This is a genomic window from Arthrobacter sp. 92 (assembly GCF_050260325.1).
In the GTDB taxonomy this organism is placed as follows: Bacteria; Actinomycetota; Actinomycetes; order Actinomycetales; family Micrococcaceae; genus Arthrobacter.
Genome location: NZ_CP189863.1, coordinates 3,939,374 through 3,963,835 on the forward strand (window position 1 = coordinate 3,939,374; position 24,462 = coordinate 3,963,835).

Annotated in this window: 25 protein-coding genes; 15 read left to right on the forward strand and 10 right to left on the reverse strand. The window is 65.5% G+C overall.

Going from position 1 to position 24,462, the window contains the following annotated elements; translation table 11 throughout:
* Nucleotides 1-114: 114 nt before the first annotated feature.
* Entirely contained in the window at nucleotides 115-1,332 is a 1,218-nt protein-coding gene (locus tag ACP4XC_RS18275; RefSeq protein WP_427172118.1) for a pyridoxal phosphate-dependent aminotransferase, read from the forward strand.
* An 82-nt stretch (nucleotides 1,333-1,414) separates the two neighbouring features.
* Here the strand turns inward: ACP4XC_RS18275 and ACP4XC_RS18280 are convergent, their stop codons facing one another.
* Both ACP4XC_RS18280 and ACP4XC_RS18285 read right to left on the reverse strand, forming a co-directional pair.
* The gene (locus ACP4XC_RS18280; protein WP_427175158.1) at nucleotides 1,415-2,086 is read right to left on the reverse strand and encodes a LuxR C-terminal-related transcriptional regulator; all 672 of its coding nucleotides are present in this window, start codon (nucleotides 2,084-2,086) and stop codon (nucleotides 1,415-1,417) included.
* Nucleotides 2,087-2,148: 62 nt separating this feature from the next.
* Entirely contained in the window at nucleotides 2,149-3,495 is a 1,347-nt protein-coding gene (locus ACP4XC_RS18285; protein WP_427172120.1) for a PspC domain-containing protein, read from the reverse strand.
* Nucleotides 3,496-3,620: 125 nt separating this feature from the next.
* Between ACP4XC_RS18285 and ACP4XC_RS18290 the strand changes: the two genes are divergently transcribed.
* The 5 genes from ACP4XC_RS18290 (at nucleotide 3,621) to ACP4XC_RS18310 (ending at nucleotide 7,687) form a co-directional block, all read left to right on the forward strand.
* Nucleotides 3,621-5,087 (forward strand): PspC domain-containing protein, encoded by a 1,467-nt coding sequence (locus tag ACP4XC_RS18290; RefSeq protein ID WP_427172122.1) that lies wholly within the window; start codon nucleotides 3,621-3,623, stop codon nucleotides 5,085-5,087.
* Nucleotide 5,088: 1 nt separating this feature from the next.
* Complete coding sequence (locus ACP4XC_RS18295) at nucleotides 5,089-5,379, forward strand: hypothetical protein (RefSeq protein WP_427172124.1); 291 nt, start codon at nucleotides 5,089-5,091, stop codon at nucleotides 5,377-5,379.
* A 3-nt stretch (nucleotides 5,380-5,382) separates the two neighbouring features.
* On the forward strand, nucleotides 5,383-5,637 hold the full coding sequence (locus tag ACP4XC_RS18300; RefSeq protein ID WP_427172126.1) for a PspC domain-containing protein: 255 nt from the start codon (nucleotides 5,383-5,385) through the stop codon (nucleotides 5,635-5,637).
* Nucleotides 5,638-5,848: 211 nt separating this feature from the next.
* A complete protein-coding gene (locus tag ACP4XC_RS18305) occupies nucleotides 5,849-6,874 on the forward strand; it encodes a 6-phosphofructokinase (protein ID WP_427172128.1) in 1,026 nt (341 codons plus the stop codon).
* A gap of 96 nt (nucleotides 6,875-6,970) precedes the next feature.
* Nucleotides 6,971-7,687: a GNAT family N-acetyltransferase gene (locus ACP4XC_RS18310; protein ID WP_427172130.1), complete on the forward strand. Its 717-nt coding sequence runs from the start codon at nucleotides 6,971-6,973 to the stop codon at nucleotides 7,685-7,687.
* A 46-nt stretch (nucleotides 7,688-7,733) separates the two neighbouring features.
* Here the strand turns inward: ACP4XC_RS18310 and ACP4XC_RS18315 are convergent, their stop codons facing one another.
* The 7 genes from ACP4XC_RS18315 to ACP4XC_RS18345 all read right to left on the reverse strand — a co-directional run bounded on the left by ACP4XC_RS18315 (nucleotide 7,734) and on the right by ACP4XC_RS18345 (nucleotide 14,015).
* Complete coding sequence (locus ACP4XC_RS18315; protein ID WP_427172131.1) at nucleotides 7,734-9,290, reverse strand: DHA2 family efflux MFS transporter permease subunit; 1,557 nt, start codon at nucleotides 9,288-9,290, stop codon at nucleotides 7,734-7,736.
* Nucleotides 9,291-9,391: 101 nt separating this feature from the next.
* A complete protein-coding gene (locus ACP4XC_RS18320; protein WP_427172132.1) occupies nucleotides 9,392-9,955 on the reverse strand; it encodes a PadR family transcriptional regulator in 564 nt (187 codons plus the stop codon).
* Between the two features lie 183 nt (nucleotides 9,956-10,138).
* On the reverse strand, nucleotides 10,139-10,585 hold the full coding sequence (locus tag ACP4XC_RS18325; protein WP_427172133.1) for an ankyrin repeat domain-containing protein: 447 nt from the start codon (nucleotides 10,583-10,585) through the stop codon (nucleotides 10,139-10,141).
* Nucleotides 10,582-11,667 (reverse strand): YgfZ/GcvT domain-containing protein, encoded by a 1,086-nt coding sequence (locus ACP4XC_RS18330; RefSeq protein ID WP_427172134.1) that lies wholly within the window; start codon nucleotides 11,665-11,667, stop codon nucleotides 10,582-10,584. The genes ACP4XC_RS18325 and ACP4XC_RS18330 overlap by 4 nt, the downstream gene beginning before the upstream one ends.
* Before the next feature lie 22 nt (nucleotides 11,668-11,689).
* Nucleotides 11,690-12,427: a flavodoxin family protein gene (locus tag ACP4XC_RS18335; RefSeq protein WP_427172135.1), complete on the reverse strand. Its 738-nt coding sequence runs from the start codon at nucleotides 12,425-12,427 to the stop codon at nucleotides 11,690-11,692.
* Nucleotides 12,428-12,495: 68 nt separating this feature from the next.
* Nucleotides 12,496-13,110, reverse strand: coding sequence for an FABP family protein (locus tag ACP4XC_RS18340; protein WP_427172136.1), 615 nt, complete (start codon nucleotides 13,108-13,110; stop codon nucleotides 12,496-12,498).
* Between the two features lie 170 nt (nucleotides 13,111-13,280).
* A complete protein-coding gene (locus tag ACP4XC_RS18345; protein WP_427172137.1) occupies nucleotides 13,281-14,015 on the reverse strand; it encodes a permease in 735 nt (244 codons plus the stop codon).
* A 362-nt stretch (nucleotides 14,016-14,377) separates the two neighbouring features.
* Between ACP4XC_RS18345 and ACP4XC_RS18350 the strand changes: the two genes are divergently transcribed.
* The 9 genes from ACP4XC_RS18350 (at nucleotide 14,378) to ACP4XC_RS18390 (ending at nucleotide 23,256) form a co-directional block, all read left to right on the forward strand.
* Nucleotides 14,378-15,076, forward strand: a complete 699-nt coding sequence (locus ACP4XC_RS18350) for a winged helix-turn-helix transcriptional regulator (protein WP_427172138.1) — start codon at nucleotides 14,378-14,380, stop codon at nucleotides 15,074-15,076.
* A gap of 273 nt (nucleotides 15,077-15,349) precedes the next feature.
* Nucleotides 15,350-16,321: a mycothiol synthase gene (gene mshD / locus ACP4XC_RS18355; RefSeq protein ID WP_427172139.1), complete on the forward strand. Its 972-nt coding sequence runs from the start codon at nucleotides 15,350-15,352 to the stop codon at nucleotides 16,319-16,321.
* A 103-nt stretch (nucleotides 16,322-16,424) separates the two neighbouring features.
* Nucleotides 16,425-18,674 carry an RNA degradosome polyphosphate kinase gene (locus tag ACP4XC_RS18360; protein WP_427172140.1) on the forward strand — a complete coding sequence of 750 codons (2,250 nt, stop codon included), beginning with the start codon at nucleotides 16,425-16,427 and terminating at the stop codon, nucleotides 18,672-18,674.
* 10 nt (nucleotides 18,675-18,684) lie between these two features.
* Nucleotides 18,685-19,686 (forward strand): NUDIX hydrolase, encoded by a 1,002-nt coding sequence (locus ACP4XC_RS18365; protein ID WP_427172141.1) that lies wholly within the window; start codon nucleotides 18,685-18,687, stop codon nucleotides 19,684-19,686.
* Between the two features lie 38 nt (nucleotides 19,687-19,724).
* Complete coding sequence (locus ACP4XC_RS18370) at nucleotides 19,725-20,528, forward strand: thymidylate synthase (protein ID WP_427172142.1); 804 nt, start codon at nucleotides 19,725-19,727, stop codon at nucleotides 20,526-20,528.
* Entirely contained in the window at nucleotides 20,525-21,112 is a 588-nt protein-coding gene (locus tag ACP4XC_RS18375) for a dihydrofolate reductase (RefSeq protein WP_427172143.1), read from the forward strand. Before ACP4XC_RS18370 ends, ACP4XC_RS18375 begins: the two co-directional genes overlap by 4 nt.
* Nucleotides 21,113-21,331, forward strand: a complete 219-nt coding sequence (locus ACP4XC_RS18380; RefSeq protein WP_427172144.1) for an NF038396 family protein — start codon at nucleotides 21,113-21,115, stop codon at nucleotides 21,329-21,331.
* A gap of 116 nt (nucleotides 21,332-21,447) precedes the next feature.
* A complete protein-coding gene (gene asd, locus ACP4XC_RS18385; protein ID WP_427172145.1) occupies nucleotides 21,448-22,602 on the forward strand; it encodes an aspartate-semialdehyde dehydrogenase in 1,155 nt (384 codons plus the stop codon).
* A gap of 165 nt (nucleotides 22,603-22,767) precedes the next feature.
* A complete protein-coding gene (locus ACP4XC_RS18390; protein ID WP_427172146.1) occupies nucleotides 22,768-23,256 on the forward strand; it encodes a hypothetical protein in 489 nt (162 codons plus the stop codon).
* Between the two features lie 138 nt (nucleotides 23,257-23,394).
* On the opposite strand, the gene ACP4XC_RS18395 is transcribed toward ACP4XC_RS18390, so the two are convergent.
* On the reverse strand, nucleotides 23,395-24,462 hold the full coding sequence (locus tag ACP4XC_RS18395; protein WP_427172147.1) for a UDP-N-acetylmuramate dehydrogenase: 1,068 nt from the start codon (nucleotides 24,460-24,462) through the stop codon (nucleotides 23,395-23,397).

Consider the following 24,462-nt stretch of genomic DNA (forward strand, 5'->3'; position numbering starts at 1 on the left):
GGGGGCCGGTCACATTTACATGCGGTCAAGCAGAACGATCCGCTGAACAGCATAGAGTAGATCTCGTCGAATCCCACATCCAGCCACCGAGCTGCAAGCGAGAACGGACCTGCCATGTCTGCCGCCCGCGTTTCCCAACGCATATCCGCAATAGCCGAATCCGCCACCCTGGCCGTCGATGCCAAGGCGAAGGCACTGAAGGCAGCCGGACGGCCGGTCATCGGCTTTGGCGCTGGAGAACCCGATTTTCCGACCCCCGGGTACATCGTGCAGGCGGCCATCGAGGCCGCCAGCCAGCCTAAGTACCACCGCTACTCCCCCGCGGGCGGGTTGCCGGAACTCAAGCAGGCCATTGCGGAGAAGACCTTCCGGGATTCCGGGTACAGGGCCGAGGCGTCCCAGGTGCTGGTGACCAATGGCGGCAAGCAGGCCGTGTACAACACGTTCGCCACCCTGCTGGATCCGGGCGACGAAGTGATCGTGCCCACGCCGTTCTGGACCACATATCCGGAGGCTATCCGGTTGGCCGGCGGTGTGCCGGTGGAAGTATTCGCGGGACCGGAGCAGGAATACCTTGTGACGGTGGAGCAGTTGGAAGCCGCGCTGACGGACCGCACCAAGATCCTTCTCTTCGTTTCCCCCTCCAACCCCACCGGCGCCGTGTACTCGCCGGAGCAGGTCAGGGAAATTGGCCAGTGGGCGGCTTCCAAGGGCCTGTGGGTTGTCACCGATGAGATCTACGAGCACCTGACTTACGACGGCGTGCCCTTCACCTCCATCGCCACCGCTGTCCCCGAACTCGGCGACAAAGTAGTCATCCTCAACGGTGTGGCCAAGACCTACGCCATGACCGGCTGGCGCGTGGGCTGGATGATCGGCCCGGCCGACGTCATCAAGGCCGCCACCAACCTGCAGTCGCACGCCACGTCCAATGTCTCCAACATTCCTCAGGTCGCGGCCCTCGCCGCCGTCTCCGGCCCCCTCACCGCCGTCGACGACATGAAGCTTGCCTTCGACCGGCGCCGCAAGGCGATCGTCGCGGGCCTTAACGCCATTGAAGGCGTCCAATGCCCGACGCCGAAGGGCGCGTTCTACGTCTACGCGGACGTCCGCGCGCTGCTGGGCAAGGAATTCGAGACGGCCAACGGCCCGGTCCGGCCCCAGACATCCGCCGAACTGGCTGCCCTCATCCTGGACGAGGTTGAAGTTGCGGTGGTTCCCGGCGAGGCGTTCGGCCCCTCGGGATTCCTGCGTCTGTCCTACGCCCTGGGCGACGACGACCTGGCCACCGGCGTGGCCCGGCTCCAGGGCTTCCTCGGCAAGGCGAAGTAGACCGCCCCAAGCCCCGATGCGCTATCACTTACGGGCCTTATTACCGCGGCATCAGCACCGTACGTGATAGCGCATCCTTGGGTTAGAGGAGCCTCCGTTCGGCCGCCCATCTGGTCAGTTCGTGACGGCTGGACAGCTGCAGCTTTCGCAGCACGGCGGAGACGTGGGTTTCCACCGTCTTGATCGAAATGAACAGCTCCTTGGCCACTTCCTTGTAGCTGTAGCCCCGTGCAATAAGCCGCATAACCTCCAGCTCCCGGGCGGACAACCGGTCCAGTTCGTCGTCGGCGATGTCTGCCGGTGCCGTGCCGAACGCGTCCAGCACAAAGCCGGCCAGCCGCGGCGAAAACACTGCGTCGCCGCCGGCCACCCGCAGGACGGCGTCCGTGATCTCCGCGCCCGAAATACTTTTGGTGACGTAGCCCCGCGCCCCTGCCCGAATCACCGAGACGACGTCCTCGGCCGCGTCCGAGACACTCAGTGCGAGGAACCGGGTGGTGCCTCGCAGCGCAGCGGAGGCTGCGATCACCTCCCGGCCGCCGCCGCCCAGACCGCCGGGCAGATGTACGTCCAGCAGCACCACCTCGGGCTTGGTCCGCGCAATGACGTCGATGGCCTGTTCAACGGTGCCGGCTTCGCCCACCACAGTGACGCGGGGATCAAGGTCGGCTTTGAGCCCGGAGCGGAAGATGGCGTGATCATCGACAATGACCACGCGAATGCTTTTGTCGGCTCCTGATTCCGCGCCTGCCATTGGATCAGCACGGCCGTTGCCGGACTGCGGTCCATGCGGCTGCTGGGATCCATCGGATGTACTCATTTCCTGCCTTCTCCGTTCTCGGCAGCATCGGAAGGCAGCCTGAGGCGGACCTCCGTGCCGTCGGGGCTGCTGTTGATGACGGCGGTTCCACCGTGCCGTTTCATTCGTCCGATGATGGATTCCCTGACACCCATGCGGTCCGCGGGCACAGTCCGGGGATCGAATCCGGGCCCGCGGTCCTTCACAAAGACCTCCGCGGCGTCGGGGGAAATTTCCACGTAGACCGAGACTGTTCCTCCGCCATGGCGGGAGGCGTTCACCATGGCTTCGCGGCTGGCCAGCACCAAGGCCTCGTGGCGGTCGGTCATGGCGGTGTCCCCCACGCTGACCACCTCCACCGCGTTGCCGAGAGTGTCCTCCACCTCGGCGGCGGCTGCCTTGATGCGCTCCGACAACTGCCCGGCTTCCTCACCCGGATCCTGGTACAGCCAGCCGCGAAGCTCGCGTTCCTGCGCCCGGGCCAGCCGCACGACGTCCTGCTCATTGCCGGCACGGCGCTGGATGAGGGCAAGCGTCTGCAGCACGGAGTCGTGCAGGTGCGCGGCGATTTCCGCCCGCTCGGTTGCGCGCGCGCGGCCGGCACGCTCCGCTTCGAGATCCCGCCAGAACTTCAGTCCCCACGGGAGCAACACGAGGCCCACCCCGCCCAGGACGGCCACCGAGGCCAGCAATGCCAGCCACGTCTGTTCCCAGGAGCCGGACCCGGAAACAATCACCAGGACACCCGCCACCACGAGCGCCAGGCCTGCAGCAAGGCGTGTCCAGCCGCCCGCCTGGTCCGCCTTGGTCTTGTCCACCAGGCCTGCGCGGCGGGTTTCGTCCAGTTGCATCCACGCAATCGCCGCCCCGCCCAGGATGGCGGCCGCGGGGATCAGCGTGCCAAGGGGAACATCCAGACCGAGCACCCGGGCAATCATGATGGCGCCGGCCAGCAGCAGCCCGACGCCGAGCAGGATCTCCTTGCCGTATTGCACGCGACGAAAGCGGAACCATGGGGCGGATGGCTCCGGCATGGCCGGTGGAGCTTCCGGAGCAGCGGCAGCTGACACGCCAGCCGTGGCCGATGAACCGAAGGAGATCGCCGACGGCGCGCTCACTGCGGGAGCGATCGGGGACACCGGACGCCGCGTGATCCGTCTGGCGTTCTCATCCGCGGTAGGAACCATAATCCAAAGCCACGCATAGAACACGAGTCCCGCGCCCCCGGCCAGCGCCGCTACCACCATACCGATCCTGATCATCCGGACCGGCCAGCCCAGGTGGGCGGCCAGCCCGGAGCAGACGCCGGCGATGACGCGGTCGGCACTGCGGACCAGCGGTGGGCGGACTCCGGCGGTTGTCATGGGTCAATCCAAGCACGACTCGCGGGTACCGCAGCCTGGCCTGGGCCCGAACCGGGGGTAAGTCAGGGGCCTTCTCAGGGTGATCCCCAATGGCTCCAGGCGAGGGCCAACGGCAGTATCGAAGTATGAACCCGCACAATTCACACCCCGATGACGAACCCCTTCCCTCAGGACGTCCCGACGGCGCGCCGGACGGCCCGGCGGCCCCTGAGCCCGGTCCCGGCCCCGGCCCTGAGGCCTTCCCTCCCGCACCTCCGCCGCTTTACCCCGATGCCCAGCCTCCCTACGTTGAGCAGCCCCAGAACTTCTTCAGTTGGATCCGGAGCCAAGGGATTCACCGCGGCACCGACCGGTGGATAGGAGGAGTGGCCAGCGGCATCGCTCACCGGCTGGGGGTCGATCCCCTGATCGTGCGGGGCATATTCATTGTCCTGACCATTTTCGCCGGCGTGGGAGTGCTGCTCTACGGCGTCGCCTGGGCCCTCCTGCCGGAACCTGATGGCCGGATCCACGTCCAGGAAGCCGCGGCCGGACGGTGGTCCGCCGGTATGACCGGCGCCCTCATCGCCACCATTCTGGGCTTCCCCAATCTGGGCAGCGGCTTCTGGGGCTGGGAACGGAACGGCTTTGCTGGTTTCGTATGGACGGTCTTCTGGATAGCGGGCGCCATCTATCTCGTCTACTACCTCTCACAGCGCACCAAGCGCCGTAACGGCACGCACGGCACCGCCCCGTTCGGTGTCGTTCCCCGCAACGGCGTTCCGTCCAACGGTGTTCCCTCCAGCGGCGCTCCTTATGGCAGTGCCCCGTCCAGCAGTCTTCCGGCCAGCAGTCCTCCGTCCACCAGTCTTCCGTCCGACGTCGGCGCCCATGGCGACACCTCCGGGCCGCCTTACACATCCGGCTTTGGCGGCGGCAGGTACGAAACAGCCGGACCAGCTTCCGCAGTGCCCGCCAGGGTACGGAATGTGGGGCCCGGAACTCCTGCAGTGGCGGTGACGACGGGTTTGGCCCTGCTGGTGGGCGGCGGAATCAAGGCCCTGGAAACCCTCGGCGTCATCAGTCTGGGCGACTCCACCAACGCCGTTGCGTGGGCTGGCGGCGCCGCCGTCCTCGGCCTGGGCATCCTGGCTGCCGGGCTCAGGGGCCGCACCTCCGGCATCCTGGGATTCTTTGCCGTGGTGGCGCTGATTGTGGGCGGCATCTTCAACGTGGTGCCCACCGGTGACAGGATCCGTTTCCAAAACGCCAACTGGAACCCCGCGAGCATCGAGCAGGCAACAGCCGGATTCGACATCACCGGAGGCAGCGGCACAGCAGACCTCACGCAGCTGAATCTGACCCCGCCGCTGACTACCGACGTCGTGGTTCCCTTGGACGTCACGGCCAGCAATCTGACGGTGGTCATCCCCGACACGGTTCCGGTGGAAATACGGGCGGACATGACCCTGGGGAACCTCAACGAGGGAACACGGAACCATGGCGGCATGACGTCCCAGCGCAGCAACTACAACATTGATAAGCCAGGCGCCACACTGATCGTCAAGATCGACGGCACCATGAGCAATGTCACCATCCAGGGAGGGCACTGACATGAACAGTTATGAACCGGTTCCGGAGAACACCCCGCATCCCCCGGATGCCTCCACGCAGGCGGGACCGCGGCCTGGCGGGCTGTCGCCAGCCCGTGTGGGAACCGTCGTCTGGGGCTTGATTGTCGTGGCGCTGGCTGCCCTGATCGTCGTTGCCCAGCTACGCATCGTGGAGCTGAACGGCACGTACGTGCTGATCGGGCTCACGCTCGGAGCCGGCACGGCGCTGGTGGTGGGCGGGCTCATCTCCGCCCGCGGACGTGACAAAAAAACATCAACAAGGAAGTCTTGAAACATGGATAAGTTCTTCAGCATTGTCAGGGGCATGGGCCTGCAACGGGGGCCGCAGCGGTGGCTCGGCGGAGTGTGCGGCGGGATCGCGGCCAAGCTGAACGTGGATGTGGCCTACGTCCGAATAGCCTTCCTCCTCATCAGCCTCCTTCCCGGCCCGGCCTTCGTCTTCTATCTGGCGGCCTGGCTGATCCTCCCGGACCAGCGCAACGTCATCATTCTTCAGTCCTTCCTGGACCGGCGCACCAACCGCTTCTAGCTGTAACAAGAACACCCAGGCTGCGCCGCTTGAGCTGCCCCTGCCCCTGACGGGCGGGGGCGCTCCCGTTTGCAGGGCCACATCATCACCGGGCGGACAGCCGCCCGCAGGTAACTATTTGTGTCCTGCCCCACATGGGCCACTAGACTCTAGGGTGAGCTCAGCGTGGCGCTCTGCCTGTACAACTTCAAACCAGGATTTGAGCCGAGAAATGAAAATTGGAATCCTCACCAGCGGCGGCGACTGCCCAGGACTGAACGCCGTCATCCGTGGCGCCGTTCTCAAGGGAATCGCCATCCACGGCCACGAATTCGTGGGATTCCTGGACGGCTGGCGCGGTGTGGTGGAGGGGGACATCATTGATATCCCTCGAACGCTGGTCCGAGGCATAGCCAAACAGGGCGGAACCATCCTTGGAACGTCCCGTACCAACCCGTTCGAGAACAACGGCGGACCTGAGGTCATCAAGGCCCACATGGACCGGCTTGGCATCGACGCCATCATCGCGATCGGCGGAGAGGGAACTCTTGCCGCCGCAAAGCGCCTGACCGATGCAGGCCTGAAGATCGTGGGCGTTCCCAAGACCGTGGACAACGATCTGGACGCAACGGACTACACCTTCGGCTTCGACACGGCTGTCCAGATCGCCACAGAGGCCATCGACCGGCTCCGGACCACCGGCGAATCCCACCACCGCTGCATGATCGCCGAGGTCATGGGCCGCCACGTGGGCTGGATTGCGCTGCATGCGGGCATGGCCTCGGGCGCCCACGCCATCCTGATCCCGGAACAGAAGGCATCCATGGACCAAATCACCGAATGGGTCCAGGAAGCCCACGATCGTGGCCGCGCGCCGCTTGTGGTGGTTGCCGAAGGCTTCGTTCCGGAAGGCCAGGAAACTCCGCACTCCGAGCGCGGCCTCGACACCTTCGGCCGGCCCCGCCTGGGCGGCATCGCGGAAATGCTGGCTCCGGAACTCGAAGCCCGTACCGGCATCGAGACCCGCGCCACCGTCCTTGGCCACATCCAGCGCGGGGGCGTCCCCTCGGCGTTCGACCGTGTCCTCGCCACCCGCCTCGGCATGGCCGCCATCGACTCGGTGGTGGACCACCGTTGGGGCACCATGGTCTCCCTTAACGGCACGGACATCGTCCACGTCGGCTTTGACGCCGCGCTCGGCAACCTCAAGAGAGTCCCCCAGCACCGGTACGACGAAGCCGCCGTCCTCTTCGGCTAGGAAAATCATCAGGGCAGCGCGAACGGACACTTGAGGCCCACATCCGTGGGCCTCAAGTGTCCGTTCGCGCTTGCCCCCGCTGGGTAGGGTTGAGGCATGACTCTCGAGCCCGGCACCGCCGACATCATCCAGCTCGCGTGGGCCCGCCGCCTTGGACTCGACGACGCCGCCTTCACCGCCGCACGCGAATCCGGGGAACGCATCACCCGCGCCGATGAGTCCGCGCGGGCCGTGCAATTCGTCCGCCTGTTCGGGAGCTCGGCCCTCGTAGGGCCACAGTGGGCGCTGGACGCCGCCGTCGGAATTCCCGACGAGGACATGGCGCAGCACGTGACGCTCCTGACCATCACACGGAACCACGGCGGCCACGGACTCGGAGCCGCTGCGCTCTTCTTCGCCGACGACCTGCCGTTGCTGCAGCCCTCCGAAGAGCTCACCGTCTCGCACGGGAACCCTGAGGCGGTCGAGCTGGAGGGGCTTTGCCCGCCGGACGACGTGAACGAAGTCGGGCTTTCAGACCTCGAACACCGCTTCACCATCATGCACCGGGAGGACGGGCGCACCGTGCCCGTGGCATGCGGCGCCTACACCGAGTGGGAAGGAATCCTGGCACATATGGGGGTGCTCGTCGCTCCCGGGTGGCGCCGCCGGGGGCTGGGCTCATTGGCCGCATCCATCGCCGCCCACGAGGCCCTGGCGTCAGGATTGACACTCCAGTGGCGCGCCGACGTCAGCAACAAGGGTTCACTGGCAACTGCCCGAAGCCTCGGCTTCGCCACCGGTGGCATCCAGACCAGCGTCCTGCTTGACTGACCGTGCCGTGCCGTGCCGGGCACGCAGCGCCCGGCACGGCACGGAGTCAGCGCCGCTCTGACGAAGCAGCGTCCGACGTGGCAGCGTCCGACGCAGCAGCATCCGACGCCGGTTCAGCGGAAGCAGCGCTCTTGGGTGCACCCCACCCCTCCACGGCCTTGGGCTTCGCGAAAAAGAGCGCCACGGCAGCGCCGAGCAGGATCACGGAGGCGGGCAGCATGATGGCCTGGCCCATCGCCGTCGAAAATCCCTCATGCAGTGCCGCGGGAAGCTGGCCGCCGAAACTCATGGGGCTGGCCTTGCCGGAACCGCCGGGCGCCGCGGGAAGCTCCGCGGCCAGCCGCGACTGGATGAGGACCGCGATGGCTGCGCTGCCCAGCACCGCGCCGATCTGGCGGGTGGTGTTGTAGACGCCCGAGCCCGCCCCGGCCTGGCGCGGCGGCAGGTTACGGGTGGCGGTGGAGCTCAGCGGCGCCCAAATGCCCGCGTTCGCGAAACCGAGGACGGCGCTGGGCAACAGGAACAGCCAAATCGGAGTGTCCGGGTGCATCAGTGCTGAATTCCAGAAAAGCGCCACGGACATCAACAGCAGGCCGGCTACCGTGATGTACTTCGGATTGACCCGGTCTATGATCCGTCCGACCACCGGCGCCAGGCCTCCCGAGATCAGGGCCATGGGGACCATCATGAGCGCGGACTGGGTGGGGGTCAGTCCCCGGACGATCTGGTAGTAGAAGATCAGCGGCAGGCTGAAGGCCGTCACCGTGAAGCCCACCGTGGTGATGCCCATGTTGGCCAGCGAAAAGTTGCGGTCCTTGAACAGGGACAGCGGCAGCAGCGGTTCACCCTTGTTGAACCGCTGCCACACCACGAACACCGCGAGGACGGCCAGGCCACAGATGATCAGTCCCCAGACGGTGATGGGTCCGGTGATGGTGCCCCAGTTGAAGGTCTCGCCCTCCTGGATACCGAACACCAGCAGGAAGAGTCCGACGGCGCTCAGCAGCACCCCGGGAATGTCGAATTTGTGGGGATGGGTAGAGAGCGACGGCACAAACCGCAGGGCAAGGATGAAGCCCGCGATGCCCACGGGCAGGTTGATGAAGAAGATCCATTCCCAGCCGAGCCCGTCCACCAGGACGCCTCCAAGGATCGGCCCCACCAGCGTGGCAACGCCGGCGGTGGCGCCCCAGATACCCATTGCCGCGCCGCGGCGGTCCGGCGGGAAGATGCGGGTGATGACAGCCATGGTCTGCGGCGTCATGATGGCCGCACCAAGGCCCTGGACAACCCGGGCCAGGATGAGCGTCTGGACGTCGCCGGAGAGACCGCACCAGAGGGAGGCCAGGGTGAAGACCACCAGGCCGGCGAGGTAGAGCTTCTTAGGCCCAAAGCGGTCGCCCAGCCGGCCCGTGATCAGAAGGGGCACGGCGTAGGCCAGCAGGTAGGCGCTGGTCACCCAGATCACCGAGTTGATGTCCGCGTTCAGGCCCTCCATGATGCGGGGGTTGGCCACCGACACAATGGTGGTGTCGATCAGGATCATGAAGAACCCGATCACCAGGGACCAGAGGGCCGGCCACGGCCTAGCTACGTTTTCCATGGGATTCCTTTGAGTGCTGATTGCCTGTTGAGCTCATTGCCTAAGGAGCTCATTACGTATGGGGTACTGCTTGTCGCAAAACTGTGGGCGCAGCCGGGCTCCTACCATGGGAGCGCCCCCGAGCGCAGCTGGTCCTGGAGCTGGCGGACCCAGTCGATTTCCGTGCGCAGCATCACCTGCTGATACTGGATGTCAATCCAGTACTTGCGGGCAACGTCCTTCTTCATCACGGCGGCTTCTGCCGCGAGCAGCAGATCCAGTTGCTCTTGCTGGTGGGCAACCCGACGGTCCAGGAGCTCGAGGACGACGGCGGGCGGCAGGTTGTAGGCCTCCGATACGGCGAGAGGAAACGCCGGGTATTCGTTGACCGGGTTGGCCAGCATATCCTGCAGCCGCCGGGTCAGGGCCTCCCTGCCTTCGGCCGAGATCCGGTAGGTGGTGCGCTCGGGACGGTTGCCCTCACGGTCAGTGCCGATGGCTTCCACCATGCCCTGCTCCTCGAGCCGGCCCACGGCGTGATACAGGGTGCCGGGACGGACTTTGACGAGGCGGTCCTCATGCCTGGCGATCAGCAGCTGGTACATCTCGTAAGGATGCATCGGCTCCTCCACCAGCAGCGACAACGCCGCCACGCCCAGCGGCGTCAACGGAGCGGTCCGTGGCATGATCCCAGCCTTTCGTCAATGGTGGTGGTGACTTGTCGGGCCCCTGGAGCCGAACCGGGCTGAACCGAGCCCGGCCGGCCCGGCCGGCCTGGCCGGCCGGCGCGGATCGAGCTTATTCCGCCCCAACTATTCCACATGGACTATACGCCAATCCACCATTGACGTCAGCCGTGGCGGGCACGGTCAGCCCAGCAGGTCCAGGATCTCGGCGCGGGCAAACATCTGGGCGGCGGCGCGTGCCGAGGGAGTGCCGGCGTCGGGATCAGCCCCGGCCTCCAGGAGCGCGGCGGCCACCTCCGTGTACCCCTTGAACGCCGCTCCGGCCAGCGGAGTCTGGCCGCGGTCGTTGAGGGAGTTCGCTGCGGCACCGTGCTGCAGGAGCAGACGAACCGTCGGGGCATGCCCGTGATAGGCCGCGAGCATGAGGAGGGAATCCCCCGCAGCATTCGTCATCGTGGCTGGCGCGCCGGCGGCAAGGTAACTTTCCAGCAGCCCCGAATCGCCTTGCCTTGCCGCGTCAAAGAGTGCATGCGCGAGGGCGAGGGTCTGTTCGTCGGGGCCGGGCGCGTCCGAGGCGTCGGCCTCTCCCGGACGGTCCATGGACGTGCTGGCAGCGGTGTTTTCGGTCATGAGCGAGGCCCTTTCAGGAATCCGGTCTGGCGGCCCACCACCTGGCCCGCGTCCGGAGCCACGATGACTTCCTGGGCCGCCGTGTACGGCTCGTCGCCGTCGACAACTGTCAGTATTTCATCCGGGGAGACCGAACGCTTTATGACAGCCAGCGCCACAGGCCCCATTTCATAGTGCTGCACCACGGACGTGACGGCTCCCACCTTGCGGTCTCCCAGGCGGACCTCGCTGCCAACTGCGGGCAGGGTGTGCTGGGAGCCGTCGAGCTGCAGGAACACCAGCCGGCGCGGGGGATGACCCAGGTTATGGACGCGGGCGATCGTTTCCTGGCCTTTGTAGCAGCCCTTGGCCAAGTGCACGGCCGTGCGCAGGAGGTCAAGCTCATGCGGAATGGTCTTGTCATCAGTCTCAGCGCCGAGCCTGGGTCGCCACGCCGCGATCCGCAGCGCTTCGGCCGCCCATACCCCCGCGAGCGGGCGGTCCCCCACCGTGGACTCGAGTGCGGCGGCCGGAACCAGGTATTCGAACCACGGCCTTTCCACGCCGGGATGGGCGTCTTCGCCAACCACGGAGTAGGCGTAGCCGCCGGGCCTGACATGAGGCCACGGATCCTCCCAGACCAGCAGGCCCGACCATTCCTCCACCCGCTTGGTGGAGCCCAGGACGGCCCATTCGTCGGAGGCATCGTCGATCTCCACGCGCAGCATGAACTTCATCCGGTTCAAGTAGTCCGCCAGCGGCGCCGCTTCGGCGGCCTCGACGATCAGCCAGGTCGTGGCGCCGTCGTCCACTACCCGTGCGTCGAACTCAATGCGTCCCTGGACGCTGAGCAGGAGCAGCTCGCTGGACTCCCCGGGCGCGAGGTTCGTGACCTGCTGTGAGGACAGCGTGTTCAGCCAGCTCAGGCGGTCGGGACCGGTGACTGTGACCACGCCGCGGTGGGAAAGGTCGACGACGGCGGTGCCGGCGGCGAGTGCCCGCTGCTCCCGTAGCGGCTCGCCGTAGTGGGACGCGACGCCGGCGTCCGCGCCGGCGGCTTCAACCGCGCCAGGGCGCGACAACAGGGGGCTCTTGGTAGTCATATGTAGTAGAAGTCCTTAAGGTTCAGCGGTATTCCGGGTTTTCGAAATCGAAACGCGTCCCGGCCTTCCATTCCTCCGGAAGGTTGCCGTACGCGGGTATGCCCCCGGCATCCTTGAGCATCCGGGCCAGGTGGAGGAGGTTCCACGTCATGAAGGTGGTGTTCCGGTTGGTGAAGTCGCTCTCCGGGCCGCCGGAGCCTTCGTCGAGATAGCTGGGGCCCGGTCCCACGGGACCGATCCAGCCGGCATCGGCCTGCGGCGGGATGGTGAACCCGATGTGCTGGAGGCTGTACAGGACATTCATGGAGCAGTGTTTGATGCCGTCCTCGTTGCCCGTGATCAGGCAGCCGCCCACCTTCGGGTAATACGCCCACTGTCCTTTGTCATTCAACTGGCCGGAGTGCGCGTAGAGGCGCTCGATCAGCTTCTTGGTTTGGGACGAGTTGTCACCGAGCCAGATAGGTCCGGCAACCACCACGATGTCGGCCTCCCTCACCAGGGGATACAGCTCGGGCCATTCATCCGAGGCCCAGCCGTGTTCCCGCATGTCCGGATACACCCCGCTGGCGACGTCGTGGTCCACCGTCCTGATAACTGTGGTCGAGACGCCCTGCTTCTCCATGATCAGCCGGCTGACCTTGATGAGGCCCTCGGTATTGCTGGTCTCCGGGGACTTCTTCAGCGTTCCGTTGAAATAGACGGCCTTCAGGTCGCTGTAGTCAGCCTTTTGCGCTTGGCGCTCCTGCCGTGCGGTGTTCACTGATGCGGCTCCCTCGGTTCGTTGTGGAGAACGCTGTTGACGACGGGAAGAACAGTGAGACCTGGTTCCTAGCCCACCTTTTTCAGGATGGCCGAGGCATGGGCCTGAAGTCCGTTTCCGGGCGTTGAGGTTCCGCCCGTTGCCACGTCCCAACGCCAGAGCAGGTTTCCGTCCACCAGCCCGAAAATGCGGGTAGCCGCACTGTAGTCCTTCGAGTGGCTGGCACGCATGACCATGTCGGTGGTCAGCTGGATCTGGGGGCCTTTGATCTGACCGTAGTAGAGCTCGGAAATCCCGCCGGGATGGTTGATCGACACTGAGATGTCGAAGCCGCCGTCTTTGTTGCGAAGCTCTTCGACATCGTCAGCGCTTTTCAGCACCGGGACGATGTCGGCCGGAATCAGGCCTGGGCCCCCGTCTTCGTCGTGCTGCTTCCGTTCCAGCGCCCAGAAGCCGGTTTCCACCGTCAGGGGCCGAAGCTTGGTCCCGTCCTCGTCCGTCAGCCAGCTTTCGGCGCGGTACTGCAGGTAGGGCAGGCCGTTGTGGGTGAAGGAGACGTGCTGGGCAAAATGTTCCGAGTCCTCTTCACCGGACCCGAGCCGGCCACGGCCCTCCCACTCACCAATGAGCCAGGACAGGGGAACGAGTTCGGGAGTCAGATCTGTAGGAATTTCAATCGGCACAACAATTACCTCTGGAAACAGCTAGCTCTGGACTGGTGGTTACTTCTGGCCTTTGAAGAGGCGGTAGACCACAAAGCCTGCGAACCACGCCATGGAAATGCTGGCAATGCCAAGCAGGACTAGGAAGAAAATCTCAAATGCAAGTACGGACATGATGCCATCCTAACGCTTTAGTAGATGAGTAGTTTGTCTATGAAGTAGGCCACCGAACCCACTGCGGCCACGGGCGCCAGGCCCATGCCCAAGGCTGCTGCAAAGTTAATCTGGTCCCCGCGGAGTATAACCAAGCGGCGCAGGCTGACCAGAACCGCCCCCACCACAACGCCCACAACCGCGGCGGGTATTACGGCGATGTTGGTAAATATGAGGCCGGCCAGCGGAGCGGTGAGTCCGGCCAGTACTATTCCCAACGGCGCAACGATCCTGTCCGGCCAGCGGATCAGCCCCGCCAGCAGCGCGAACGCCGCACTGATGGCGGCCACGAGCAGCATCTCGCGCACGCCGTTGAAGCGGGACGCCGCGATCCAGCCCGCTCCAAGGCAGGACAGCAGGACGCCGGCACTGGAGCCGAGGGTGGATTCGAGGCGCTGCGCCTGCCCGGTGCCGCGAAGCAGCTGCATCAGGAAGACGGCCATCACGCCGGCGGCGATGAACGCCGGGGTCCAATCGAGGAACCCGGGAGCCGGGACGTAGGTGGCAGCCACGGCGGAGCCGGCTCCGGGCAGGCCGATGATGGCCGCAAGAGTTTTCTTGGCGGGTATCCCCAGGAAGTGGGGCCAGCCGACGCCGATGGCCAGCGCCGCGAACACGGAGACGGCGAGGAGGGCCTCCGGCGAGATGTAGGCCCCGGCGACGAAGACACCAAGCCCGGCCAGTCCGATGATCCCGATGGTCCACGGCTTCACTGTTTACCCGCGCTCACTTTCTACCTGCATTCATCTTCACGCCCGCCGCCATTCCGCGGTTCGGTATGCGCCTCAGTGCCTGACTCCACCCCTGAAGGGGTCCCCGGGGGCAGGCTTCCGGCCCTGACGGTCCAATCCTGCCTTATGTGACCGACTTATGTCGCAAAACGGCCCCGCAAACCGCCCGGACCAGTGCCTGTGAAGGGGCAATTAGGTATACTCAAAGCTCAGCTACGCCACCTTCGCAGGATGCAGGCCAGTTGCTTTTCCGGCTGACCACAACCGACGTCGGCAGCCAGTACCGGCCGGTGAAAGCCCGGTTCAAACGCTCAATGATGCGCGGACAGCCCCATGGAGGAACAATGTCGCACATCCTGTTATTGACGAACAGCACCGGGTCATCGGTGGACATCCTGCCTGCGTTGGAGCTACTCAACCACCGCGTGCACATCCTCCCAGCGGAGCCCACGGCGCTGCTGGAGACGGATCCCTGCGATGTTGTGCTGCTCGACGCCCGCAAGGACCTGGTGGGCGCACGCTCCCTCACGCAATTGCTCAAGGCCACCGGCCTGAGCGCTCCCCTGATGCTGATTCTCACCGAAGGCGGCATGGCGGCGGTCTCCTCGGCCTGGGCCGTGGATGACATCCTCCTTGACTCGGCAGGCCCGGCCGAAGTCGAAGCCCGGATCCGGCTCTCGGTGGCGCGGGCAGTCCCGGATCAGGAAGACGCTCCCACCGAAATCCGGGCAGCCGGTGTGGTGATCGACGAGGCAAGTTACACGGCCAGGGTCAACGGGGCGCCCCTGAACCTGACCTTCAAGGAATTCGAACTGCTGAAGTACCTGGCGCAGCATCCGGGTCGCGTGTTCACCCGGCAGCAGCTGCTGACCGAGGTCTGGGGTTACGACTACTACGGCGGGACCCGGACCGTTGACGTCCATGTGCGGCGGTTGCGTGCCAAGCTTGGCGCCGACCACGAAAACCTGATCAGCACCGTGCGTAACGTGGGATACCGCTTGACCCTGGTGCGCCAGCCCGAGGAAGAATTGACCGAGGCGTAGTTCCCGGCCGGGCACCGAACCGGCCGGACACCGAACTCGAGTGGAGCCAGAAGCTGCTTAACGTAAGAAGCCCCGGACCTGAGGTCCGGGGCTTCTTATGTCGCTTTTCGCCACTCGTGGAGGACATACGGGTCGAACGTATCGAGGCCACCCCAGTGGTGGATCCCCCTCAAAATCCTGCTTCAGTAAGCCGGATCAGGTAATGACTATACGGCCCGTGGACGGGGGCGGCAAATCCGCTCTCCAATCCGTCCGGACGTATAGCCTTACCTCATGAGTCCTGCGCACCCCGAAAACTGGCCCGTTCTTGTCGTCAAAGGCGCGGTGGATGAGGAGCTGTTGAAGGACCTCACCGGCCTGCTCGAGGCTGCCGAGGAGGCGGACGGCAACCCCTCCTTGTCCGAGCAGACGCTCGTGACGCTGCGTGCCGGCGGGTCCGAGGACCACTCGGTGATGACGCTGGCGCTCTATGCTCCCGACGAGGATTCCGATCCCGCGACCGGGCAGGACCTGGCCGGCTTCGCAGTGGTCGCGGAGGAGGCCGACGGCACCGGCGTGCTCGAAGTGGCCGTGCACCCGAGCTACCGCAACCAGGGCGTGGCAGACCGGCTGGTGTCGGCGCTCAAGGATTCCCGGGGCCTGCATGGACTCAGGGCGTGGTCCCACGGCAACCATGAAGCCGCCGCCGAGCTCGCCGCTAAATACGGATACGGCCCCGTCCGGGAGCTGTGGAAGATGCGGCTCACCACATCTCCGGCCGAACTGCCCGACGCCGGTCTCCCTAAGGGCGTGGTGCTGCGCGCGTTTGTGCCCGGCCAGGACGAAGAGGCCTGGCTGGCAGCCAATCGAGCCGCTTTCGCACACCACCCCGAACAGGGCAACATGACCCGCGCCGATCTGGGGGCCCGGATGGCCGAGGACTGGTTTGATCCGGCAGGGTTCCTGCTGGCCGCTGACGCCACGGGACAGATCCTGGGGTTCCACTGGACGAAGGTGCACCCGGCCCATGGCAGCCACCCGGCAATAGGCGAGGTCTACGTGGTGGGCGTCACCCCGGCCGCCCAAGGCATGGGGCTGGGCAAGGCCCTGACGGTCGCCGGCATCAAACACCTCCAGGCCAAGGGCCTCCATGCCGTCATGCTCTATACGGATGCCGACAATGCCCCGGCCGTCTCCCTCTACCGCAGGCTTGGCTTCACCCGGTGGGACGCGGACGTGATGTACGGGCCTCTGCCCGGCACGTGATCCCGTCTCCGTAGCCTTCAAGACGGCTGCGGAAATCTGCGGCTGTGTCTATTCGAAAGCTTGTAAGGTTGAAGGTAAATCGCGCCAGCAATAAGGAGAGACCATGCAACCGGAATCCGCCGGGACCGCCACGTCTGAAACCAAGGTGCTGCCGGTGCGCGCCCGTTTTGGCTCCTCCGAAGTGCCCGCTTCCCGCGCGACCCAGGACCGGATCGACATACCCGAGTTCGCCCCCAACCTCGAACCGGAAGGCGAAATCAGCCCGGACCGGTTCCTTGACCGGGAACTGAGCTGGCTTGCCTTCAACGCTCGCGTCCTCGAACTTGCCGAAGACCCCAACCTGTTCCTGCTGGAACGGGTCAGCTTTCTCTCCATTTTTGCCTCCAACCTGGACGAGTTCTTTATGGTCCGGGTGGCGGGCCTCAAACGGCGGATCGCCACCGGACTGGCGGTCCCCTCCCCCGCGGGCCTGAGCCCCATGCAGGTGCTCGAACAGATCGGCGACGCCGCACACCGGCTCGCGCAGCGTCATGCGCGCGTGTACGCCGAACAGATCCGCCCGGCGCTGGCCTACGAGCACATTCACCTGATGCACTGGGACGAACTCGACGACCAGGCCAAGGACCAGCTCAGCGCCATGTTCGCCGAGAAGGTCTTCCCCATCCTGACGCCGCTGGCCGTGGACCCCGCACACCCCTTCCCGTACATCTCGGGGCTCTCCCTGAACCTGGCCGTTGTTGTCCGGAACCCCGTCAGCGACAAGGAGCTGTTCGCCCGCGTCAAGGTCCCGGACCAGCTGCCCCGACTGATCTCCATCGATGGTCCCCGTGCCGGGTCCATCCCCGGCCGGGTGGCCCGATTCATCGCCCTCGAAGAGGTCATCGCTGTCCACCTGGACCAGCTCTTCGCAGGTATGGAGGTGCTGGAGCACCACACGTTCCGCGTCACGCGCAACGAGGATGTGGAGGTGGAAGAGGACGACGCCGAGAACCTCCTGCAGGCGCTCGAGAAGGAACTGCTGCGCCGCCGGTTCGGGCCCCCCGTCCGGCTGGAAGTCACCAATGACATCAACCCCAACATCCGGGCACTGCTCATCCGCGAGCTCGGGGTGGAGGAATCCGAGGTCTACTCGGTTCCGGCGCCCTTGGATCTCCGCGGGCTTTCGGTGATCGCGGGAATTGACCGCGCGGACCTGCACTATCCAAAGCACGTGCCGCACACCTCCCGGTACCTGAACGAATCGGAAACGGCCAAGGCAGCGAACGTATTCGCAGCCATGCGCCGGAGGGACATCCTGCTGCACCACCCGTACGACTCCTTCTCCACCTCCGTCCAGGCCTTCCTCGAGCAGGCGGCCTCGGACCCGAAGGTTCAGGCCATCAAGCAGACGCTGTACCGCACGTCAGGGGACTCCCCCATCGTGGATGCCCTGATCGACGCCGCCGAGGCCGGCAAGCAGGTGCTCGCACTCGTGGAGATCAAGGCCCGCTTCGATGAGCAGGCCAACATCTCATGGGCCAGGAAACTCGAGCAGGCCGGCGTGCACGTGGTCTACGGCATCGTGGGACTCAAAACCCACTGCAAGCTCTCCCTCGTGGTGCGCCAGGAAGTGGACGGGCTGCGGCGCTACTGCCACATCGGCACCGGCAACTACCACCCGCGGACGGCCCGCTACTACGAGGACCTGGGCCTGCTCACCGCCAACGAGCAGGTGGGCGAGGATTTGTCGAAGCTGTTCAACCAGCTGTCGGGCTACGCGCCGAAGTCCACGTTCAAGCGGCTCCTCGTGGCGCCACGCTCCGTGCGCTCGGGGCTGATCGACCGCATTGAAACAGAAATCCGCAACGCCAGGGCCGGGATTTCCGCCCGCGTGCAGATCAAGGTCAACTCCATGGTGGATGAGGCAATCATTGATTCCCTCTACCGCGCCTCCCAGGCCGGCGTGAACGTGGACGTCATCGTCCGCGGCATCTGCTCCCTGCGGCCCGGAATACCGGGGCTCAGCGACAACATCACCGTGCGTTCCATCCTGGGACGCTTCCTGGAACACTCGCGCGTGTTTGCCTTCGCCAATGCCGGGGACCCCGTGGTGTTCATCGGGTCCGCCGACATGATGCACCGGAACCTCGACCGCCGGGTGGAGGCCTTGGTCCAGCTGGCCAACCCCGATGACATCACGTACGTGCTGGACATGCTGCGCCGTTATATGGATCCGGAGACAGCCAGCTGGCATCTGGACAGCAAGGGTGAATGGACGCGGCACCACCTGGCGGAAGACGGCAGCAACCTGGAGGACGTCCAGTCGTGGCTGCTTGCTTCGCGCTCCCGGCAGCGTCAGACGATCAGGCGGTAGGGCCCTGGCCTTGAATAACAACGTCAAGAGCAAAGCAGACGATGCCCGGAACGATGCCTTGGTGGCGGACCAGACGGACCATCCCGGGGAGCCGATAGCCGTTACCGCGGCCGGCGCACTGCCGTGGCGGGTCAACAAGGACAAGCTCGAGGTGCTCCTGATCCACCGCCCCCGCTATGACGACTGGTCCTGGCCGAAGGGAAAGATCGACCCTGGCGAGACCGTTCCCGAATGCGCGACGCGGGAGGTTTGGGAAGAGATTGGCCTCCGGGCGACCCTGGGGATCCCCCTTCCTCCGATCCACTACCACGTGGCCGCGGGCCTGAAGGTCGTCCACTACTGGGCCGTGGACGTGGACGGAGCACAGCTGCGCCCGGACGGCAAGGAAGTGGACAGCGTGATGTGGTGTTCGCCGGACAAGGCTGCCACGCTGCTGAGCAATCCGAGCGACATCGCGCCCCTGGAACATCTTGTGGCTGCGCACGAACGCAAGGAACTCGACACCTGGCCACTGCTGGTGGTGCGTCATGCCAAAGCGAAGCCGAGGTCCTCATGGACCAAGGCGGAAGGCGACCGTCCGCTTGCGGCGACGGGCCTGCGGCAGGCGCAGGCGGTGCGCCGGCTGCTGCATGTCTGGCGTCCGATGCGGGTCCATACCAGCCCCTGGCAGCGCTGTGTGGCCACCATTGCACCCTACGCCAAGTCGGCGGACGCCAAGGTTAAGCTCCATGACGCGTTGACAGAGCACCGCCACGCCCGCAGCCCGCGGAAGACGGCCGCCGTCGTCGAAGCCCTTTTCGACAAGCAGCGCGCCATTGCCCTGTGCACGCACCGGCCTGCGCTTCCCACGGTCATGAAGCAGTTGGCCGAGCACATGAACTCGTCCCTGAGCGCCCTCCTGCCCTCCTCCGACCCGTACCTGGCACCCGGCGAAATCGTGGTGTGCCACGTTGCGCACGGCAGCGGCAACAAGATTGTGGCCGTGGAGCAGTTCCGCCCCTTCGACGACTGATTCGACGCGGATTTGTCCATCCTCAGTAGACTGGGAGCGTGAGCATCCCAACGCCCTATGAAGACCTTCTGCGCGATGTGCTGGCCAACGGCACGCACAAATCGGACCGCACCGGCACTGGAACCCTTAGCGTGTTCGGGCGGCAGATCCGCTTTGACCTGAACGAAAGCTTTCCGCTCATCACCACCAAGCGCGTCCACTTCAAGTCCGTCGCGGTGGAGCTTCTCTGGTTCCTGCGGGGCGAATCCAATGTGAAATGGATGCAGGACCAGGGTGTCACCATCTGGAACGAGTGGGCGGACGCCGAGGGCGAGCTCGGCCCGGTTTATGGTGTCCAGTGGCGCAGCTGGCCCACTCCCGACGGCGGCCACATCGACCAGATCGCCGAGCTGGTGGAAAACCTGCGGGAGAACCCCGATTCACGCCGGCACATCGTTTCGGCCTGGAACGTGTCCGAACTCAAGGACATGGCGCTGCCCCCGTGCCATGCTTTCTTCCAGTTCTACGTGGCCAACGGCCGGCTCTCCTGCCAGCTGTACCAGCGCTCCGCGGACACGTTCCTCGGGGTGCCGTTCAATATTGCCTCGTACGCCCTGCTGACCTGCATGCTCGCGCAGCAGCTGGGACTCGAACCCGGGGAATTCATCTGGACCGGCGGCGATGTGCACATCTATGACAACCACATGGACCAGGTACTCAAACAGTTGAAGCGTGAACCCTACGATTATCCGCAGTTGAAAATCCTCCGCAAGCCCGATTCCATCTTCGACTACACGCTGGACGACTTTGAAATTGTCGGCTACCAGCACCACCCCACGATTAAGGCGCCGATCGCAGTATGAGCACTGACAACGCCATGGATCCCCTGGCTTTCACGGAGAAAATCGCCGCCGGCACCACCGGCATCGGGCTCGTCTGGGCCCAGACCGCTGCCGGCGTGATCGGCAAAGATGGCGACATGCCCTGGCACCTGCCCGAGGACCTGAAGCACTTCACCCGGCTGACCACGGGCCACCCCGTGATCATGGGGCGCAAGACCTGGCTCTCTTTCCCGGAGAAGTACCGTCCGCTTCCGGGGCGGACCAACATCGTGATCAGCAGGCAGGCCGGCTGGGGTGGCACCCCCGAGGCGGAGGGCGCCCTGGCGGTCAAGTCCCTTGACGACGCGTTGCTGGAATCCCAGTTCGCGCCCGGGCACGAGACCGTGTGGATCCTGGGCGGGGGCGAAATCTTCGCCCAGACCCTCGACATCGCAGACGTTGCGGTGGTCACGTTTATCGACTCCGAGGCTTCCGGCGACACGTACGCCCCGGACCTTGGCTACGAGTGGAAACTGGCAGAGAGCGAGCCCGCCACCGGCTGGCTGACCTCAGCCAACGGCACGCGGTACCGGTTCACGCTGTGGCGCCGCACGGAAGGCCACTAGATGCTGAAGAAACCCGAAACGCTCTTTGTCCTGGGCTACATGCTCCTCCCGCTCCTGGCCCTGCTTTCCGCGGTGGTGGGGCTGACCATGATCCTTGGGGGCAACAAGATCGCCGGAGCAATCGTGCTCGTGGTGGTCACCCAGGTGTTCACGTTCGGGGCGTTTTTCGCGCTGCGGGCCCGTAAGGCAGCCGTGATGGAGAGCCGCGACGCCGAGTAGGCACAGCGGCTGGGGAGATGCGGGCAGGCCCGTCGAATAGGACCGAATCCGGCGTCAGGGCTCGGTGGTGACGTAACCGACTGCGCCGGGAGCCCTTGAAAGCCTAAACTGGGCTAATGACTACAGCAGCTACTCCGTCCGTTGGACTTGTCGGTTGGCGTGGCATGGTCGGTTCCGTCCTGATGCAGCGGATGCAGGACGAGGGCGACTTCGCCAACATCAACCCGGTATTTTTCTCCACCTCAAACGCCGGCGGCGCCGCCCCCTCGTTTGCCGGCCCGACCGCCGGCGATCCGGGCAAGCTCGAGGACGCCTACGACGTCGAGACGCTGGCGAAGCTGCCGATTATTGTCACGGCCCAGGGCGGGGACTACACCAAGCAGGTTCACGGCGAGCTGCGCAGCCGCGGCTGGGACGGACTCTGGATCGATGCCGCCTCCACCCTGCGCATGAACGACGACTCGATCATTGTGCTGGACCCCATCAACCGCGATGTGATCGACGCCGGCCTTTCCGGGGGCGTAAAGGACTACATCGGCGGTAACTGCACCGTGTCCTGCATGCTGATGGGCCTGGGCGGCCTCTTCAAGAACGGACTGGTGGAGTGGGGCACCTCCATGACCTACCAGGCAGCCTCCGGCGGCGGCGCACGCCACATGCGCGAGCTCCTCACCCAGTTCGGCACGCTCAACGGCGCGGTCAGCAGCGAACTGGACGATCCGGCGTCGGCCATCCTCGAAATCGACCGCAAGGTCCTGGCCGTCCAGCGCGGCGGCGTGGACGCCACGCAGTTTGGCGTACCGCTGGCCGGATCCCTGATCCCCTGGATCGACGCGGACCTGGGCAACGGCCAGTCGAAGGAAGAATGGAAGGCCGGTGTGGAGACGAACAAGATCCTGGGCACAGGCAACGGCGCTCCCGGCAAGGAGCACATTGCGATGGATGGCCTCTGCGTGCGCATCGGTGCCATGCGCTCGCACTCGCAGGCGCTGACGCTGAAACTGCGCGAGGACCTGTCGGTCGCCGAGATCGAGAAGCTGCTCGCCGAGGACAACGAGTGGGCCAAGGTGGTGCCGAACACCAAGGAGGCGTCCATGACGGACCTCACCCCGGTGGCTGTCTCCGGGACGCTGGACATTCCCGTGGGCCGCATCCGCAAGCTGGAAATGGGTCCGGAGTACATCAGCGCTTTCACGGTGGGTGACCAGCTCCTGTGGGGTGCCGCCGAGCCCTTGCGCCGCATGCTCAATATCGCCACCGGCAACCTCTAGGCAAAGAACTTCAGGCATCCTGCGGCCTGCACCGTACGGTGGAGGTGAGGCCCAGGACCGAGCGGAGGTCCTCGGGAGCCGGCGGGTGCAGGGTGCCGCGGCCGTCCTGCGGATGTGCGGCAGGCTCACAGCCGCTGTCCAGCAGGGCCGCCTACGCTGGTTTGCATGACTATGGGAGAGCTGTGGCCGCGGCTGCGGCCCTTGTGCCGGACACTTGCCCTGGTGGGCTGGCTCGCCAGCGCCGCAGGGATGGGTGCCGGGCTGGCTGTTGCGATCGCCAGCGGCACCAGCCTCTCAGCCACCATGAACGCCCTGCAGCTCGCGTCATCGGTCTGCATGGGAGTTGCCGTCCTCAGCTTCGGTGCGGCGGCGATCCTCCAGCCCGACAACCCGGAACCCGAGTCCCGGACGGTGCAGCGCGACTTGCCGGACGACGCCGTGGGCGAGTTCCCGCCGACAGTCCGAAGCTTCCTCCTCGGGGCGCTGGCGTTGCTGGCAGGAGCCATTGCGTTCGCTTGCGCCGGCCTGGTGCTCAACAGCGGACCCAGCCCTCAGTCGGTGGCCTTCTGTCAGGTCTTCCTCCTGGGAGCAGCGGCGTCCGGCTTCACCTTTATGGTCTTCAGCAAGGTTGCCCCGTCCCGGAGCAGGCACTGATCCTCCCGGCACATCCTGTCCCCGGGGAGGGCCTGTCCCCGGGGACGGCAGGGCTTAGGCCTGGGCGATCAATGCTCAGAGTTCAATGCTCAGAGTTCAGCGCTGAGCGTTCAATGCGCTGCGTCAGCTCGGGCCTGACTAGAGTTCAACGCCAATCAGCAGCGGCTCAGGGTGCAGTTCTATCCCGAAGCGCTCGACGACGCCGCGGCGCACCTCACGCGCGATCGCGACCATATCCGCCGCCGTTGCCGATCCCCGGTTGGTGATGGCCAACGTATGCTTGCTGGACAATGAGGCCCGGCCGCCGGAGACGCTGCCTTGATCGAGGCCGAAGCCCTTGCCGAACCCGGCCTGGTCGATGAGCCACGCGGCGGACAGTTTTACGAGGCCGTCCTGGCCCGCCGGGTACCGCGGAGCCGCTTCCGGCAACGTGGCGGAGACGTCCGCGGGGACGATCGGGTTGGTGAAGAAGGACCCGGTTGAGTAGGTGTCCCGGTCAGCGTGGTCCACCACCATGCCCTTGGAGGCCCGGAGCCGCAGGACCTCCCGGCGCACATCGTTGGAGTAGGCCCGCCGGCCCGGCTCGACGCCGAGGGAACGGGCCAACTCCGCATACCGGATGGGCGCGCTCATGCGGCCCAGCGGCAGCTGGTATTCAACGGTCAGCACCACATAGCGCGGAGAGCCATGCACAGTGGTCTGTTTGAGCAGTGAATCGCGGTAGCCGAACTTCAGCTCGGAGTTGGTGAAGGTCTGCACTGCGTTCCGCTCCCGGTCCCAGGTCCGCACTGCAGCGATGGTCTGGGAGACGTCGGCCCCGTAGGCGCCCACGTTCTGGACAGGTGTGGCGCCGGTTGAACCCGGAATGCCGGAGAGCGCCTCCAGCCCTGACCAGGCATGCCTGACCGCGTGGTCCACCAGGGCATCCCAGTTATGGCCTGCCTGAACCACCACGGCCACACCGCCGCAGGAATCCTCGGCGTTGACGGTGAACCCCTCCGAGGCGATCCTCACAACCGTCCCGGGGAAACCTGAATCGGAAATGAGGAGGTTGGAACCTCCGGCGACGATCAGCAGCTGCTCGCCGGCTGCGTCAGCGGAGCGCACCGCGTCAATGATGTCCGCCTCGGTGCGCGCCTCGACGAACTTCCCGGCGGGGCCTCCGACGGCGGCGGTGGTCAGGTCCGAAAGCATAGTCTGGGTCAC

What these genes read in the sequence shown, in the direction of transcription:
- ACP4XC_RS18275 (WP_427172118.1), top strand. Translation starts at nt 115, where the DNA reads ATGTCTGCCGCCCGCGTTTCCCAACGCATATCCGCAATAGCCGAATCC.
- ACP4XC_RS18390 (WP_427172146.1), top strand. Translation starts at nt 22,768, where the DNA reads ATGACTATGGGAGAGCTGTGGCCGCGGCTGCGGCCCTTGTGCCGGACA.
- ACP4XC_RS18350 (WP_427172138.1), top strand. Translation starts at nt 14,378, where the DNA reads ATGTCGCACATCCTGTTATTGACGAACAGCACCGGGTCATCGGTGGAC.
- ACP4XC_RS18315 (WP_427172131.1), bottom strand. Translation starts at nt 9,290, where the DNA reads ATGGAAAACGTAGCTAGGCCGTGGCCGGCCCTCTGGTCCCTGGTGATC.
- asd (WP_427172145.1), top strand. Translation starts at nt 21,448, where the DNA reads ATGACTACAGCAGCTACTCCGTCCGTTGGACTTGTCGGTTGGCGTGGC.
- ACP4XC_RS18280 (WP_427175158.1), bottom strand. Translation starts at nt 2,086, where the DNA reads ATGGCAGGCGCGGAATCAGGAGCCGACAAAAGCATTCGCGTGGTCATT.
- ACP4XC_RS18285 (WP_427172120.1), bottom strand. Translation starts at nt 3,495, where the DNA reads ATGACAACCGCCGGAGTCCGCCCACCGCTGGTCCGCAGTGCCGACCGC.
- ACP4XC_RS18325 (WP_427172133.1), bottom strand. Translation starts at nt 10,585, where the DNA reads ATGACCGAAAACACCGCTGCCAGCACGTCCATGGACCGTCCGGGAGAG.
- ACP4XC_RS18310 (WP_427172130.1), top strand. Translation starts at nt 6,971, where the DNA reads ATGACTCTCGAGCCCGGCACCGCCGACATCATCCAGCTCGCGTGGGCC.
- ACP4XC_RS18290 (WP_427172122.1), top strand. Translation starts at nt 3,621, where the DNA reads ATGAACCCGCACAATTCACACCCCGATGACGAACCCCTTCCCTCAGGA.
- ACP4XC_RS18360 (WP_427172140.1), top strand. Translation starts at nt 16,425, where the DNA reads ATGCAACCGGAATCCGCCGGGACCGCCACGTCTGAAACCAAGGTGCTG.
- ACP4XC_RS18380 (WP_427172144.1), top strand. Translation starts at nt 21,113, where the DNA reads ATGCTGAAGAAACCCGAAACGCTCTTTGTCCTGGGCTACATGCTCCTC.
- ACP4XC_RS18305 (WP_427172128.1), top strand. Translation starts at nt 5,849, where the DNA reads ATGAAAATTGGAATCCTCACCAGCGGCGGCGACTGCCCAGGACTGAAC.
- ACP4XC_RS18375 (WP_427172143.1), top strand. Translation starts at nt 20,525, where the DNA reads ATGAGCACTGACAACGCCATGGATCCCCTGGCTTTCACGGAGAAAATC.
- mshD (WP_427172139.1), top strand. Translation starts at nt 15,350, where the DNA reads ATGAGTCCTGCGCACCCCGAAAACTGGCCCGTTCTTGTCGTCAAAGGC.
- ACP4XC_RS18300 (WP_427172126.1), top strand. Translation starts at nt 5,383, where the DNA reads ATGGATAAGTTCTTCAGCATTGTCAGGGGCATGGGCCTGCAACGGGGG.
- ACP4XC_RS18320 (WP_427172132.1), bottom strand. Translation starts at nt 9,955, where the DNA reads ATGCCACGGACCGCTCCGTTGACGCCGCTGGGCGTGGCGGCGTTGTCG.
- ACP4XC_RS18330 (WP_427172134.1), bottom strand. Translation starts at nt 11,667, where the DNA reads ATGACTACCAAGAGCCCCCTGTTGTCGCGCCCTGGCGCGGTTGAAGCC.
- ACP4XC_RS18295 (WP_427172124.1), top strand. Translation starts at nt 5,089, where the DNA reads ATGAACAGTTATGAACCGGTTCCGGAGAACACCCCGCATCCCCCGGAT.